At 64.3% G+C, this 14,881-nt stretch carries 13 protein-coding genes and 1 tRNA gene; 5 read left to right on the forward strand and 9 right to left on the reverse strand.

What is annotated here, in order from left to right:
- Nucleotides 1-2 precede the first annotated feature (2 nt).
- Nucleotides 3-608: a disulfide bond formation protein DsbA gene (locus FHG09_RS05500; protein WP_152346672.1), complete on the reverse strand. Its 606-nt coding sequence runs from the start codon at nt 606-608 to the stop codon at nt 3-5.
- A gap of 193 nt (nt 609-801) precedes the next feature.
- Here FHG09_RS05500 and pepN point away from each other — a divergent pair, with 193 nt between their 5' ends.
- The 3 genes from pepN to FHG09_RS05515 are packed head-to-tail and all read left to right on the forward strand — an operon-like array spanning nt 802 to nt 5,033.
- A complete protein-coding gene (gene pepN, locus FHG09_RS05505) occupies nt 802-3,480 on the forward strand; it encodes an aminopeptidase N (RefSeq protein WP_152346673.1) in 2,679 nt (892 codons plus the stop codon).
- Between the two features lie 13 nt (nt 3,481-3,493).
- Nucleotides 3,494-4,648, forward strand: coding sequence for a mechanosensitive ion channel family protein (locus FHG09_RS05510; RefSeq protein WP_227492557.1), 1,155 nt, complete (start codon nt 3,494-3,496; stop codon nt 4,646-4,648).
- Entirely contained in the window at nt 4,632-5,033 is a 402-nt protein-coding gene (locus FHG09_RS05515; protein ID WP_152346674.1) for a globin, read from the forward strand. Before FHG09_RS05510 ends, FHG09_RS05515 begins: the two co-directional genes overlap by 17 nt.
- Nucleotides 5,034-5,169: 136 nt before the next feature.
- On the opposite strand, the gene FHG09_RS05520 is transcribed toward FHG09_RS05515, so the two are convergent.
- Nucleotides 5,170-5,838: a hypothetical protein gene (locus FHG09_RS05520; protein WP_152346675.1), complete on the reverse strand. Its 669-nt coding sequence runs from the start codon at nt 5,836-5,838 to the stop codon at nt 5,170-5,172.
- A complete protein-coding gene (locus tag FHG09_RS05525) occupies nt 5,835-6,389 on the reverse strand; it encodes an acyl-CoA thioesterase (RefSeq protein ID WP_227492558.1) in 555 nt (184 codons plus the stop codon). The genes FHG09_RS05520 and FHG09_RS05525 overlap by 4 nt, the downstream gene beginning before the upstream one ends.
- 83 nt (nt 6,390-6,472) lie before the next feature.
- On the opposite strand from FHG09_RS05525, the gene FHG09_RS05530 reads away from it, so the two are divergent.
- Together FHG09_RS05530 and FHG09_RS05535 are read left to right on the forward strand one after the other, a co-directional pair.
- Complete coding sequence (locus FHG09_RS05530) at nt 6,473-7,381, forward strand: acyl-CoA thioesterase (RefSeq protein ID WP_152346676.1); 909 nt, start codon at nt 6,473-6,475, stop codon at nt 7,379-7,381.
- Nucleotides 7,378-7,623: a hypothetical protein gene (locus FHG09_RS05535; protein ID WP_227492559.1), complete on the forward strand. Its 246-nt coding sequence runs from the start codon at nt 7,378-7,380 to the stop codon at nt 7,621-7,623. The genes FHG09_RS05530 and FHG09_RS05535 overlap by 4 nt, the downstream gene beginning before the upstream one ends.
- Before the next feature lie 183 nt (nt 7,624-7,806).
- On the opposite strand, the gene ettA is transcribed toward FHG09_RS05535, so the two are convergent.
- The 6 genes from ettA to FHG09_RS05565 form a co-directional block, all read right to left on the reverse strand.
- Nucleotides 7,807-9,489, reverse strand: a complete 1,683-nt coding sequence (ettA, locus tag FHG09_RS05540; RefSeq protein ID WP_152346677.1) for an energy-dependent translational throttle protein EttA — start codon at nt 9,487-9,489, stop codon at nt 7,807-7,809.
- 108 nt (nt 9,490-9,597) lie between these two features.
- Entirely contained in the window at nt 9,598-10,320 is a 723-nt protein-coding gene (locus FHG09_RS05545; protein WP_152346678.1) for a DUF6993 domain-containing protein, read from the reverse strand.
- Nucleotides 10,321-10,424: 104 nt separating this feature from the next.
- Nucleotides 10,425-11,102 (reverse strand): single-stranded DNA-binding protein, encoded by a 678-nt coding sequence (locus tag FHG09_RS05550; protein ID WP_193627288.1) that lies wholly within the window; start codon nt 11,100-11,102, stop codon nt 10,425-10,427.
- 190 nt (nt 11,103-11,292) lie between these two features.
- Nucleotides 11,293-12,873: a GTPase gene (locus FHG09_RS05555; protein ID WP_152346680.1), complete on the reverse strand. Its 1,581-nt coding sequence runs from the start codon at nt 12,871-12,873 to the stop codon at nt 11,293-11,295.
- A complete protein-coding gene (locus tag FHG09_RS05560) occupies nt 12,870-14,567 on the reverse strand; it encodes a dynamin family protein (RefSeq protein ID WP_152346681.1) in 1,698 nt (565 codons plus the stop codon). Before FHG09_RS05560 ends, FHG09_RS05555 begins: the two co-directional genes overlap by 4 nt.
- 124 nt (nt 14,568-14,691) lie before the next feature.
- Nucleotides 14,692-14,765: transfer RNA gene (locus tag FHG09_RS05565), tRNA-Arg, on the reverse strand.
- Between the last annotated feature and the right edge of the window lie 116 nt (nt 14,766-14,881).

A 14,881-nucleotide genomic window follows, 5' to 3' on the forward strand; every position in this document is an offset into this window, starting at 1 on the left:
TCTCAGTCGAAGTTCGGGTCCTGATCGCGGGTGCGCTTGAGTTCGAAGAATCCCGGCGTCGAGGCGACGGCGAGGACTCCGTCGAAGAGTCGTCCCGCGTCCTCCCCCTTCGGAGCGGGGGTGACGACGGGGCCGAAGAACGCGGTTCCCGCAACTCGGCAGATCGGGGTGCCGACGTCATCGCCGACCAGTGCCAGTGCTTCGTCGTGGGAGGCCCGGAGCTGTGCGTCATAGTCCTCGGTCTCGCCGTACTTCATGAGCTCGGCGGGCAGCTCGAGCTCGTCCAGTGCCTCGGACACAGCCTTGTCGAAGTCCTCCTCCCCACCAGGGTGGATGCGCGTGCCGATCGCCGTGTAGAGCGGTTCGGCGATCTCGTCACCGTGTTCGGCGATCGCGGCGGTGACGATCCGCATGGGGGCCAGAGCCCGGTTCATCAGTGCCCGGTAGTCCTCCGGAATGTCCTTGTCGCGATTGAGGAAGTTCAGGCTCATCGGGCGGAACTTCACGTCGACGTCTCGGACCTTCGCCACTTCGAGTCCCCAGCGTGAGGTCATCCATGCCCATGGGCAGGCCGTATCGAACCACAGGTCGAGTGTTTCTCTGCTCACTGTCTCTCCTCTTCCGTTCGCTTGCGGGCCCCGTACCGGGCACCCATCGTGTCGGTGCTCAATCTACCAAGACCCGTCGAATGCGGGGACAGCGGTCGAATCGCGATCAGTGCCGCCGATATCGCACCAGTCGCGCATGTCCATGAAAGAATGACCGAGTACACCCGGTTCCCGAAGCGAAGGTCACCTCACTGTGCCGCAACACAACCTCACCCGCGACGAAGCACGCGAACGTTCCGCCCTCGTGGACGTCTCGAGCTACGAGCACACCCTGATACTCACGGGAGAGGGTGAGAGTTTCCGCGTCCGTTCGCGTATCCGCTTCACTGCAGCACCGGATTCGATGACGTTCATCGACGCCATCACCGCCAGTGTCGAACGCGTCCGCCTCAACGGCACCGACCTCGACCTCGCCGAGGTGGTCGCACCGGCCCGCATCACCCTGCCCGGTCTCGCCGCTGAGAACGAACTCATCGTCGACGCCCATTTCTCCTATATGAACACCGGAGAGGGCCTGCACCGTTTCGTCGACCCGATCGATGACGAGGTCTACCTCTACTCCCAGTTCGAGGTCCCCGACGCCCGCCGTGTCTTCCCCGTCTTCGAACAGCCCGATATCAAGTCTCCGTACTCCTTCACCGTCGTCGCCCCGGAGAAGTGGACCGTCGTCTCGAACTCTCCCACTCCGACGCCGAGCGATCCGAAGGAGACCTTCGCCGAACTCGAGGAGACTCCGGTCGCGGGCATGGCAGTGTGGCAGTTCGCCCCCACCACGCCGATCTCGTCCTATATCACCGCGATCATCGCCGGTCCCTATGAGTCCGTGCATTCGCAGCTGACGTCCTCCGACGGATCGATCGTGCCTCTGGGCCTGTACTGCCGGGCCTCGCTGCTCGAGCACCTCGATGCGGAGAAGCTGTTTCGGATCACGAAGGCCGGTTTCGAGTTCTTCGAGCGCGAATTCGATGTCGCCTACCCGTTCGAGAAGTACGATCAGCTCTTCGTCCCCGAATTCAATGCCGGGGCGATGGAGAACGCCGGAGCCGTGACGATCCTCGAGAACTATGTGTTCCGCTCCCGTCCCACCGAGGCTCTGGTCGAACGCCGGACGGTGACGATCCTCCACGAACTGGCTCATATGTGGTTCGGCGATCTCGTGACCATGCGCTGGTGGAACGATCTGTGGCTCAACGAGTCCTTCGCCGAGTTCATGTCGACCCTCGCCACAGCCGAGGCCACCGAGTTCGCCGATGCGTGGACGACCTTCGCCACGATCGAGAAGTCCTGGGCCTACCGCCAGGATCAGCTGCCGAGCACGCATCCGATCGTCGCCCCGATCCAGGACCTCGCCGATGTCGAGGTCAACTTCGACGGAATCACCTACGCCAAGGGCGCCTCGGTGCTCAAACAGCTCGTCGCCTGGGTCGGTCGTGACGAATTCTTCTGCGGTCTCAAGAACTACTTCGACAAACATGCGTGGTCGAACACCGAACTCTCCGATCTCCTCACCGAACTCGAGGCCACCTCGGGACGGGACCTGGAGAGCTGGTCGAAGCTGTGGCTCGAAGAGTCCGGAGTCAACCTCCTCGAAGCCGCCGTGACCACCGAAGCCGCCGAAGGGGTCACGGCGGATTCGGAGACGACCGAGCAGACGATCTCGAACCTGCAGGTGACCCAGAAGCCCTGGTCGATTCCGGGACAGCCCACCCCGTCGCTGCGCCCTCACCGGCTGGCCGTCGGCTTCTACTCGGACAACGGGCAGGGACGTCTGGAACGCACCCATTCGTTCCCCCTCGACCTCGACGGAGAATCCGCCGAGGTCACCGAGGCCCAGGGTCTGTCCCTGCCCGATGTCATCGTCGTCAACGACGCGGACCTCAGCTATGCGAAGGTCCGCTTCGACGCTCGCAGCATGGACACGGCGGCGCACAGACTCGGCGACTTCGACGATTCACTCACCCAGCTGCTCGTCCTGGCCACACTGTGGGATGAGGTCCGTGACGGTGAACGCCCCGTCCACGACTACATCGACACGGTGCTCACCCACCTCAACGCCATCACGCATTCCTCCGGACTGCTTACGCAGATGCGTCAGCTCGACACCGCGGTCACCTCCTACCTGCCCCCGCAGGAGCGGGAGACGATGCACGCCGAGGTGGCCGATCGTTTCATCGAACTCCTCGAGACCATCGAGGAAGGTACGGATCAGGCCTTCCAATTCGTGCGCGGATTCATCCGTCACGCGACCACGACCGCACAGCTGGATCGGCTGAGGTCCTGGCTGCGTCCCGAGACGGAACGCGTCTGTGGGATCGCGCTGGACACGGACCTGACGTGGGAGATCATCATCGGACTGTGCTCGAACGACGCCGTCGACGATTCGACAGTGGCGGAGATGAGCCGGAAGGACCCCAGCGCCACCGGCGTCCGCCACGCCGCGACCGCACGTGCCTCCAGGCCCACCTCGGCGTCGAAGTCGCAGACCTTCACCCGCATCGTCGACGATGCGGACCTGCCGAACTCCGAGCTTGGGGCACTCGCGCTGGGCTTCGGAACCGGTCTGCAGACCGCCGCCGGGGAGATCATCGCCGCCGAAGCACCGCTGACGTCCTTCGCCGACGAGTACTTCGCACGAGTGGCCGGATGGTGGGAGACCCGCACCCTGGAGATGGCGCAGACGATGACTCTGCGGCTGTACCCGCCGGTGAGTTCTGCCACAGTCGAGGCCACTTCGCAGTGGCTCGATGAGCATCCCTCGGCGCCGAAGGGCCTGGTGCGGCTGATGCGGGAGAATCTCGCGGACGCCGAAAGAGCCCTGCGGGTTCAGCAGGTGTCCAGCGCTTCCAAGGGATCATTGAACCTCACCCGTTAGTCTCGGAGGCATCATGACTTCTGACGCAATGGAATCCACTGTTCAAGCTGCAAGCGACTTCGACTGGTCCTTCCTCCTCGGTGCCCCGCTGCGGATCACCGTCATCATCGTCGGGGCGATCATCGTCAATCTCATCGTCCGCCTCTTCATCCGCCGTTTCACGACGGCTGTGGCCAAGGGCACGGTCGGCAGCGAGAAGGCCGACGGGGCCGGTTTCGCTAAATTCTCCGCCACTGCGATGGAAGCGCAGCGGACCGGGATCGATCAGCAGACGATCAAGGAACGACGCGCACAGCGAGCCAAGACCGTCGGACGGATGCTCTCGTCGGTGACGACGATCCTCATCAGTGTGATCGCCACGCTGATGATCCTCGATGCGCTCAGCTTCAATATCGCGCCGATCCTCGCTTCGGCCGGTATCGCCGGTGTTGCGATCGCCTTCGGTGCTCAGGAGCTCGTCCGCGACTACCTGTCGGGATTCTTCATCGTCATCGAAGACCAGTACGGCATCGGTGACACCGTCGACCTCGGCGAGGCTGTCGGCGAGGTCGAGGACGTCGGACTGCGTCGCACTCAGGTCCGAGACCTCACCGGCACCCTCTGGCATGTGCGCAACGGCGAGATCCTGCGTGTGGGCAACCTCTCCCAGGGCTGGGCCCGAGCAGTCCTCGACATTCCCATCGACTACCGGACCTCGATGGACGAGTATCGTGAGATGACCGAGGAGATCACCCGCACGCTGCGGAAGGATCCCGAGATCGCCAAGGCGATGATCGAGGCTCCGGAGATCGCCGGTGTCCAGTCGCTGTCGGGCTCACACCGAGTCATCCGCACGATGGTCAAGACCAAGCCGAACCTGCAATGGATGGTCGAGCGCGCCTTCCGAGCGGAGCTCATGACAGAGATGGCCAAGCGCGGCGGACAGATCGGAATGATGCAGGAGACGGTCCTGCGCACCCTGTCGTCGACCGATGCCGAATCGACCGAGACCACAGCAGGCTCGTCGGCGCCGCGTGAGAAGTCAGCCGTCGGCGCCGCACCGACCACACGCTCGCACAAGACTGCCGCCGACGAGAAGCCCTCGCCGCTGCCCAGCGGCGATGAGATCCGCGGTACCGTCCAGGAAGACTCCCCCAGTGAAGGAACGAACGATGACGCAGACGACTGACGGCTCCATCTTCGACGCCGTCGGCGGACATGACACGTTCACCCGCCTCGTCGATGTGTTCTATCAGCATGTCGATGCGGATGCTCAGCTCATCGCGATGTATCCGGACGGTCATGAGCTGGAGGGAGCGAAGCACCGTCTGCAGATGTTCCTCGAACAGTATTTCGGGGGTCCGTCGACATATCAGGAGCAGCGGGGGCATCCGCGACTGCGGATGCGGCATTTCGACTATCCGATCGATTTCGATGCCCGGGATCGCTGGCTGCGCTGCATGCGTGCGGCTCTCGACGATGTGAGTCTGCCGCCGCTGTACGACGAGATGTTCTGGGACTACTTCCAACGGGCGGCGACCGCCATGGTGAACACGAATCCGAACATCCGCTGATGACGATCCGCTGACTGCAGCAGAGCCTGCGGCCGCATTCCTCGGCGAATGCGGCCGCACTCTGCGTCTGAAGGGTTCACTGGTTCGACAGCTGTAGGCTCTTCGGCTGTGCTGTTCGGCTCCGGTCCCGCTGCGCTCAGCCGCGGGCGCGTGTGAGCAGATGACCGCCCGGTGTGATGAGACGCAGCCAGCCCGCGGACTCCATGATGCGCAGCTGCCGGTCATCATCGTGGCCGGCAGGCGGGACGAAGCGCAGAGCGGTGGCACCGAATGCGAGTCCTCCGGGCATGACGGCCCCCTGCTCCCCCGGCATCTCCCGTGACCAGACTCGGGAGCGCAGGGCCTTGACCGCATGACTTCCGGACCCGTCGGGGGCGCCGGAGCTGATCTCAGCGATTCCCGCCGCCGCTGCTTCGTGGAGTCGCCCCACTGAGATGGTGTCGTGTTCCTGCCAGCCTCCGCGCGGCGGCGCGATCCCGGTCCACGATACGAGCACGGAGTTCGGAGGCACGGGCAGGCTTGTGCCGTTCTCATCTCGGGCGAAGCGATCGAGGAGGTTCGACAGCGGCACCGCCTCGTCGAAGCCATCGAGCTCGTGATCGTCCAGACGCAGCGTCCGCATCGCCAAGACCAGCGGCGTCGAATCGCCCAGGCCGTGCGGGAACAGCGGGGCAACGGTCGCGGCGAGGACGTCCGAGGCGACCTGCAGCCGCATCGCCCCGTCGGAATCCACGCGGTGGGCCAGCGAGGTGAAGGCAGAGAGGTCCCTCATCGCCAGCGGGTCGTTGATGTGCAGAACGGTCATCGCCGGGCCCTCCGCAGCGGCACGGGCGTGCCGAGCACCGATTCCATCGCTTCGGTCTCGGCTTCGGTCAGCCGGCGTGGTCGGCCGGTGTCGATGTCGATGAAGACGATGACGGTCTCGGCGACCGTGTATGTGCGCGATCCGTCCGGTTCGCAGACGACATAGCCCACCGTCACCGAGGCGGGTCTGACCTCGCTGATGACGAGATCGACGGCGATGGGTCCGGTGCGATAGGGAATCGGGGCACGGTATTCGATCGCATGGGAGGCCACGAGCAGCTCGGTCGACGCCGATGCGGCGGCGAAGATCGTCGGAATCTCCACCCCGCTGACCGTTTCGGTCACCCCGTGCGCTCCGGGAGTGGTCGGTGCATCCGAGCTGTGTGTGGGAGAGCCGAGGGCACGGACGCGCGCTTCTTCCAGAAGTTTGAGCTGGGTGACGTTGTTGACGTGGCCGTACGCGTCCATATCACCCCATCTCAGTTCCAGCAGCACACGGGTGAATTCTTCGAGAAGGGGGTTGGTGGCGCCTGAATGCATGTTTCCCATCATGCCACCTTCATCTTGCCGATGCCGCACGCGATAGGATCGTGACTCGTACGCATCATTGGCACAGTCATCCGAGGGAGAAACCCATGACCGACGAAGCATCCACCGAAGCGGAGGCGAACGTAGCACGGTTGCACGAGATCCTCGATCTGCGCAAGCTCGAATTCACCGCGGCTTCCAGCGAAACGGACTTCTTCATCGGGCACAGCCAGTACAAACCGGACGGTCGGGTCTTCGGCGGGCAGGTGCTCGCGCAGTGTGTCGTTGCGGCTGCGGCAACGCTTCCCAGCGACCGGCTGATCCATTCCCTTCATGGGTACTTCCTTCGCGCCGGCGATGTCAGCGAACCCATCGAATTCGGAGTCGAGCGGCTGCGGGATGGTCGTTCGTTCTCGGCGCGCCGAGTGCATGCGTATCAGAAGGGAGCGCCGATCCTGTCGTTGAGCGCTTCCTTCCAGGACGACCAGCCCGGACTCAGCCACGCCGAACAGATGCCGACAGATCTGCCGGCTCCCGAGGACTGCCCGGAGCTGCTCGACTACATCGGCGACGAGGATTCTCCGCTCGTCAGCGATTGGCTGAGGAAGCGTCCTTTCGAAGTCCGTCCTGTCGAGCCGTCTCTGCACACGTCCGGCATCTCCGATCCTTCGGTCACCGAGCAGCATTCCTGGTTCAGGGCCAGTGCTGCCTTCGGAGACGATCCGGTGCTCAATGCCGCTGCGCTGGCCTATGCCAGCGATTTCAATCTGCTCGAGCCGGTTCTGCGTCACCACGAACTGACGTGGCGCACGCCAGGGCTGCGGGTGGCGAGCCTCGACCACGCCATGTGGTGGCACCACCGGGTGCGAGTCGACGACTGGATGCTCTATGTGCAGGAGTCCCCTGCCGCGCAGGGCGGACGCGGACTCGGCTATGGACGCATCTTCGCTCAGGACGGGACCCTGCTGGCGACCGTGGCCCAGGAAGGCATGGTCCGGGTCAAGGAGGGCCAGTGACGCGTAAGGATCCGACGATGATGGATATCATCGGCAGTATCCTCAGTCGGCTGGTGAACGTGGCGCTGTTCCTCGTCATCGGGCTCCTCGCCCTCGTCGCATTCATGGGACGCACCGATCTGCATGTCGCGGTCTGCGGGCTGCTTGCCGTCGTGTGCGGAATCATCGGCACGTTCCTCCTCCGACTCCTGTTCAGAGGGATCGCGACCCTCGGCGGTCACAACAGCCGCTCAGGAGACTGACTCCTGTCGCACCTGGGGTGCGGCGCAGGCGAACTCAATTGCGCAGGCGAAGGCGCCTGCAGCTACTGACCGACTCCGAAGAATCGAATCAGCACAGACGCAGTGATGCCCCGGTCGATCTGACCGGGGCATCACTGTCTGGAGCGAAGAGTCGGAACCGAATCGGCTCAGACCGGACGAAGATCAGTCGCGGGTGAGACGGCGGTGCGTGACTCGATGCGGACGGGCCGCATCTTCGCCGAGGCGTTCGACCTTGTTCTTCTCGTAGGCTTCGAAGTTGCCTTCGAACCAGTACCAGCTCGCCGGGTTCTCCTCGGTGCCCTCCCAAGCGAGGATGTGGGTGGCCACACGGTCGAGGAACCAGCGATCGTGCGAGACGACCACGGCGCAGCCGGGGAACTCGAGGAGAGCGTTCTCCAGGGAGCCCAGGGTCTCGACGTCGAGGTCGTTCGTCGGCTCATCGAGCAGGAGGAGGTTTCCGCCCTGTTTGAGCGTGAGGGCGAGGTTGAGTCGGTTGCGTTCGCCGCCGGAGAGGATTCCGGCTTTCTTCTGCTGGTCGGGGCCCTTGAATCCGAACGCGGAGACATAGGCGCGCGACGGCATCTCGACCGAACCGACCTGGATGAAGTCGAGTCCGTCGGACACGACCTCCCACAGCGTCTTGTCCGGATCGATGCCTCCACGCGACTGGTCGACGTAGGAGATCTTCACGGTGTCGCCGACCTTGAGCTCGCCGCCGTCGAGTTCTTCGAGGCCGACGATGGTCTTGAACAGCGTCGACTTTCCGACGCCGTTGGGGCCGATGACGCCGACGATGCCGTTGCGCGGCAGCGAGAAGCTCAGACCATCGATGAGCAGGCGATCGTCGAATCCCTTCTGCAGGTTGTCCGCTTCGATGACGATGTCGCCCAGACGCGGTCCGGCCGGGATCTGGATCTCTTCGAAGTCGAGCTTCCGAGTCTTCTCCGCTTCGGCGGCCATCTCCTCATAGCGGGCCAGACGAGCCTTCGACTTCGTCTGCTTCGCCTTCGGGTTCGAACGCACCCAGTCGAGTTCGTCCTTGAGGCGCTTGGCGAGCTTCGCGTCCTTCTTGCCCTGCACCTGCAGGCGTTCGCGCTTCTTCTCGAGGTATGTCGAGTAGTTGCCCTCATAGGGGTAGAGGTGACCGCGGTCGACTTCGGCGATCCATTCGGCCACGTGATCGAGGAAGTACCTGTCGTGCGTAATCGCGATGACTGCGCCGGGGTAGGTCTTCAGGTGCTGCTCGAGCCACAGCACCGATTCTGCATCGAGGTGGTTGGTCGGCTCATCGAGGAGCAGCAGGTCGGGCTTCTCAAGCAGCAGCTTGCACAGTGCCACACGGCGGCGTTCACCGCCGGAGAGCACGGAGACGTCCGCGTCCGGCGGCGGACAGCGCAGTGCGTCCATCGCCTGCTCGAGCTGGGAGTCGAGATCCCAGGCGTCGGCGGCGTCGATGGCTTCCTGCAGTTTGCCCATCTCTTCCATGAGGGCGTCGAAGTCCGCGTCGGGGTCGGCCATCTCCTCGGAGATGGCGTTGAAGCGGTCGACCTTAGCCTTGATCTCGCCGACGCCTTCTTCGACGTTGCCGAGCACGGTCTTCTCTTCGTTCAGTGGCGGTTCCTGCATGAGGATGCCCACCGAGTATCCGGGGCTGAGTCGAGCTTCACCGTTGGACGGCTGCTCGAGTCCCGCCATGATCTTCAGAATCGTTGATTTGCCGGCGCCGTTGGGGCCGACCATACCGATCTTCGCTCCCGGATAGAACGACATCGATACATCGTCGAGGATGACTTTGTCACCGTGCGCTTTGCGCGCCTTGTGCATGGTGTAGATGAATTCGGCCATAGTGGACTCAGGCTATCGGTTCGGCGCCCTCCAGCGCTACTTGACGCTCTGGCCCCACCGGGGATGTCGAACTTCCACCGAGGTTGCACAGCCTCCGCCGAGGAACGCTCAGCCTCCGCCGAGTGACGGGGCCTCTCCTGAGGTGTCGCCTTCGTTCGAGGTCTCTCCCGATCCGCCGTCCCCTGACGTGCCTTCGGTGTCAGAGCCGTCAGTGCCTTCAGAGCCGTCGGTGCCTTCAGAGCCCGAGGTCCCTTCGGGTCCCCCGGTGCTTGATGATTCGGCGTCGTCTCCGCTCGGCGCGGGGCTCTCGGTCTCGCCGTCTTTGCCGTTGATGTCCTCGCCCGGCAGATGACCGGCACCGTTGGAATCGCCGTCTTCGTCGCGCTTCTCACCCTTCGGCGCCTTGACGCCCTTCGGCCGTTCGACCTCGCCGAACAGGCAGGAACCCGTCGACTCCGTGGGCTGGACGAGGTCGGCACTGGCTTTGCCCGCCCGGATCTCTCCGACGACGCAGCCTTTGTCGGTCTTGACTCCGAACATCTTCGAGGGAACCTCGTTGCCCAGCGGCGATTCGTCGATCGTGGCCTCGAGCTGCTCGGGCTCGTATCCGGCGTCGAGCATCGTGGTGAAGAACTTCTTCGTCGACGGCACCGATTCCTTGTCTCCCGTCAGCGGTTTGAGCGCCTTGAGCACCTTGTCGACTTCAGCGACGGGCTTCGCCTGTGTCTGCTTCGGCTGGGGCTGCGGATCATCGGAGCCGAAGCCCAGAAGTGAACAGCCCGACAAAGCCAGTGTCAGTGCTGCGGCACCCAGCACAGGAACGAGACGCATCTACAACCTCGGCGAGAGGGGACGATTGACAGTCTCACTCTAGCGGATCAGTTGTGCCGAGCGCGGCATCGAGACGAGCTCGAAGCGAGGAATCCAGGCGATGATCAGAACGGTGCTGCCGCGTTCGCGGTCTCGCGTGCGATCGGATCGTCTTCGCCTCCCGCGGCCCTGTCGGCGCCGGTGCTGCTTTCGGAGGAGACGCTGGTGTCGGCATCGGCGCCGCCCTCGGAACCGGCGCGGCCATCATCATCCGAATCCTTCTGGGCGAAGCTGCCTGTTCCAGTCGCACTGGCGACATCGCCGTGCCCGCCGCCGGGCACCGCGGCAGGCGTTTCGGCAGGGCCCAAAGTGTCCCAGACCCCATCATTCGTTCCGGAGGACTCCGTGTCCGCCTGTCCGGCAGTGGACTGTGAGCGTTCGGATGCTTTCGCTCGCCGGTAGTGTGCGGTGCCGTATCTCAGATCGGGGCCGATATGCTCGGCGACCACCGTCGGCGAGATTCCGCTTCGCTCTTCAGTGGCCCATTCCCGGTTCCTCAGGTTGCCCGTCACGATCACCGCGGCTCCGGTGCTCAGCGACATTGCGGAATTGCTGGCCAGTTCGCCATAGCAGTCGATGCCGAACCATGAGGTGCCGTCGGTGACGAACTCCCCGGTGTTCTTGTCGACTCGCCAATGGTTCACGGCGAGCCGGAACGAGGCGCAGGCGCGCCCGGACGGCAGCGTGCGCGCGGTGGGGTCTGTGGCGATTGTGCCGGTGACGGTGATCGGGATTGCGGACATCGGAGTCTCCAAATCGGTGCGATGAAACCATACGGTCGTCTGCGTCCGCATGGACCTCCAGTCAGCCCGATGCTGCGGTCCGGTGTCGAGGCATGCGAAATGCCCTGTGGACAGAGGTTCTGCCTCCACAGGGCATCACAGCCTCAGTGGCCGGCGCGGTGTGTTTGAGTCGAAGGTGCGCGCCGGCGTCTCAGCCGAGCATCTCATAAGCCTGTCGATGCTCCCCGATGACAGTCTTCACCGGGTTGAGGTATGAGCTCTGGGCGACGCGACCGACCGCGTCTCGCAGCCTTCCGTCGACCTCAGCGGCCGCCTCTTCGGCACCCCTGGTCCGCGCCGACTTCGCCATCAGCGAGGTCACAGCAGATCCGATGACGCCGATCACGAGCAGTCCGATGCTGACGATCCAGCACCAGGTCGGCAGAGCACCGGAACCGATCGCGGCGACGAGTGCGGAGGCGATGAGGCCGAGGACCCCGATGATCGAGGCGACGAAGAAGATGATCTGCAGTGCGTGCGCCAACGACCACCAGCTCGGGGCCTGTCGGGTGATCTCCACAGCTGTGACGGCCGAGTCGAGGTTCTCGGACAGTTCGTCCGTGCTCTTCTTCTCTGCTTCTGCGGCCTCGTTCTGCCAGGCCTGTGGCATGGTCGACACGGATTCTGCGATGAGTTCGTGAGCCATGAGCCGCACATGCGAGCTCTGTGCCCTGGTCGTCGCCGGCACCGAGGCACGGACGAGTTCGTCCCGGTCCTGACCGTGTTTGGCGCCCAAGGGGTCGGGCGCATTGCGCTGTGCCCACGCGAGGACGGGATACCCGGTCTTGCCGTAGGCCCGGCGGATGTAGTCGTCGTGAACGGTCTGTGCCACGGCTTCGACACCGGCCGCTTCCGACATCGTCTCGACGAGTCGGGACGCGCCAGCCAGTTCGTCGGGTGAGGCGACCGGTTCACCGAGCTCCTTGCGGATCCGTTTGGCCATGGCCTGCATATCGGCCAGCAGCCTTTCGGCGGCGGCGTCGTTCGAATCGACGGTGTCAGCGAGGATGCTGCGGATCTCTGGGATGCCTTCTCGGGTCGCTGCCGAGGAGATGCGCACATTCGTCTCGCTCAGCCCGTCCTCGTTGAGCAGCTGGCGCAGATGGTCAGCTGCGGCCTTCTGCTCCTCCGGGCTGAGTTTGTCGATCTGGTTGAGGACGACGACCATGTTCGCGCTGTTCTCGGCGAGTTTGGTCAGGTACTCGGAGTGGAGGGAGAAGTCGGCGTACTTCTGCGGGTCGACGACCCAGAAGACGACGTCGACGAGTCCCACCAGCCGGTCGGATTCGACGCGGTGTTCGACTGCCGTGGAGTCGTGGTCGGGCAGATCGAGGAGGATCAGCCCGTGCAGGCGCCGCTGGTCGTCACCGTCGAGTGCCGATTCGCGCCAGGTGCGGCTGCGTTCGGGCACGTGCAGCCAGTCGAGGACATCATTTCCGCCCTCTCCCCAGACACAGGCGGTCGGGCGTGAGGTCGTCGGTCGGCGCACACCGACTCGGGCGATCTCGAGACCGGCCACCGCGTTGAACAGCGAGGACTTGCCTGAGCCGGTGGAGCCGGCGAAGGCCACAACGGTGAAGTCCTCCCCCAGGCCCAGGCGATCTTCTGCCCGATCGAGCAGATTCTGGGCATCGGTGCGGACGTCTCCGGCGAGTTTGTCATCGCTCAGCGACAGCGCATGTCGGATGCCTTCGGCCAGATTCCGGATCTCGGTCTGTGCAGAACTGTTCACAATGCCACCTCAAGTCGTTCACCGGAGGCGCGCAGGGCGCCCGCTTGCCGCGCCGGTACCGCGGATAGTCTCAGAGCGTTGTCGAAAGGGGTCCGGCAGCTCGCGACGATTCCCACAGCTGCATCGAGGAAGCGCTGGCGGATCGAGGAAATGAGCCCGGCTGCCTCGTCCTCTCCGAAGATCGTCTCTGCGAGGTTGAGTGCGACTCCGGCTCCCTGCCGGTTGCCCTGCCCCACATCGCGGCTTTGCTGCGGATCCCAGAAGGCGGCGTATTCGGCGACTGCGCAGACGCCGGCGACACCGAAGGAGAGGATTCGGGCCTTGGACTTCTTGCCCTGACCGATATCGCGCACGAGCGCATTGACTTCGTCGGACCAGGTGCTCACGGCCGACTTCACCGCGTCCTCGAGACCTGCCCCGACAGTTCGCAGTTCAGGCTGGTCCTCGATGAGGGCGGCTCCGGCGGCCGTATTGCGCCATTCGGCGTTGACCTCATCGACCACGTCGATGGCCTGTTCGCGCAGTGAGACCGCGGCACTGCGCAGAATCGCCACGTGCAGAGGAGTGGCCGCATCATGTTTGCCGGTGACCGCCGCCGAGATGCGATCGCGCATTCGGGCCATGGTCGGCTCCAGTCCGCGGAACAGCTGCCCGGTGCCCACGAAGTCCTGCCAGCGGGCATTGACCTCCCCGTGCAGGACGCGACCGTCAGAGAACACCTCGACGAGTCCCGACTGCGCGGATCGGAAGCTCTTCTCCAACGAACCGGCCAGAGCGGAGTGCGCCTGTTCCTGAGTCTCGGCGAAGTCCGCGAGTTCGCGGACCCGCAGCGGCAGGGCCGCGACGGCGCCGGTGAGCGTGCGGTTGCGGATGCGTTCGAGGGAGGTTCCCTCTGTGCCGACCTGGGAGATCCATGAGCGTATCGGATAGATCGCCGAATGCGGGAGCAGTCCGTCCTCGAGTTCGAGCTCGGCGACGGAGAAGATCGGTGAGTTCGCCAGTCCCGCTTCAGAGAGCAGACTCGACAGATGATGCCTGACTTCGCGGTTGGCTTCGGGCGGAACCCGGTCGAGGACGATGGCCACGGAGGTGCTTCGCGCCGCCGCTGTCTTCAGCAGCGCCCAGGGAGCGGCATCGGCATACCGGTTCGCCGTGGTCACGAAGAGCCACAGATCTGCGCTGAGCAGCACCCTGTGCGACAGCGCACGGTTCGTCTCTGAGATGGAGTCGATATCGGGGCAGTCGAGGATGGCCGTGCCCGGTTCGATGTTCTCATCGGCGATGAGAACGACTCCGGGCACGCTCGACTGCGGATCGGAGCTGCGGGGCAGGTCCGGCAGGTAGTGTTCTGATTCGAAGAATTTGGAATCGGCCGGGTTGAAGATGACGACCGGGTTGCCTGTCGTCGGTCGACGCACTCCGGCAGGACTCACGTTCCGGCCCACGAGCGAGTTGACCAGTGTCGATTTGCCGGCACCGGTCGATCCGCCCACAGCGATGAGGAACGGCGTCCGTGAACTGTTGATCCGCGGCAGCAGGTAGTCGTTGAGTTCTGCGGTCAGCGTCGAGTGTGCTGTGCGAGCGTCGGCGAAGTCTTCGCTGCGCAGGGTGAAGCGCGTCTCCGAGACTCGCTTGACGATATCGTTCAACGCTTGGCCGACCGGCGGCGTCACGGCGCTCTTGCTCTCAGTCATCACGCCTCCACTCTCTATGTTTTCCCAGCTCGGCACCAACTGCCACGCCGTATCGGCGCGGATTTGCTCACGGTCAGCACGGCTCAGGCATTCGCGTCTCAACGGCGCGTCCGGACATGAGAAGCGCCCCCGGCGGGGCTCGAACCCGCGACCTACCGCTTAGAAGGCGGTTGCTCTATCCGACTGAGCTACGGAGGCTCAAATATCGTAACCGATGCTCGGATGAGAACAGAAAGCGGCCCCGGTTCAGGCTGGCTGTCTCAGTCGCCGCCTCGAACCGGGGCCGGTTCGCTGCCGTGGAATACCGGCAGGGA

The organism is Brevibacterium sp. CFH 10365, assembly GCF_009299785.1.
In the GTDB taxonomy this organism is placed as follows: domain Bacteria; phylum Actinomycetota; class Actinomycetes; order Actinomycetales; family Brevibacteriaceae; genus Brevibacterium; species Brevibacterium limosum.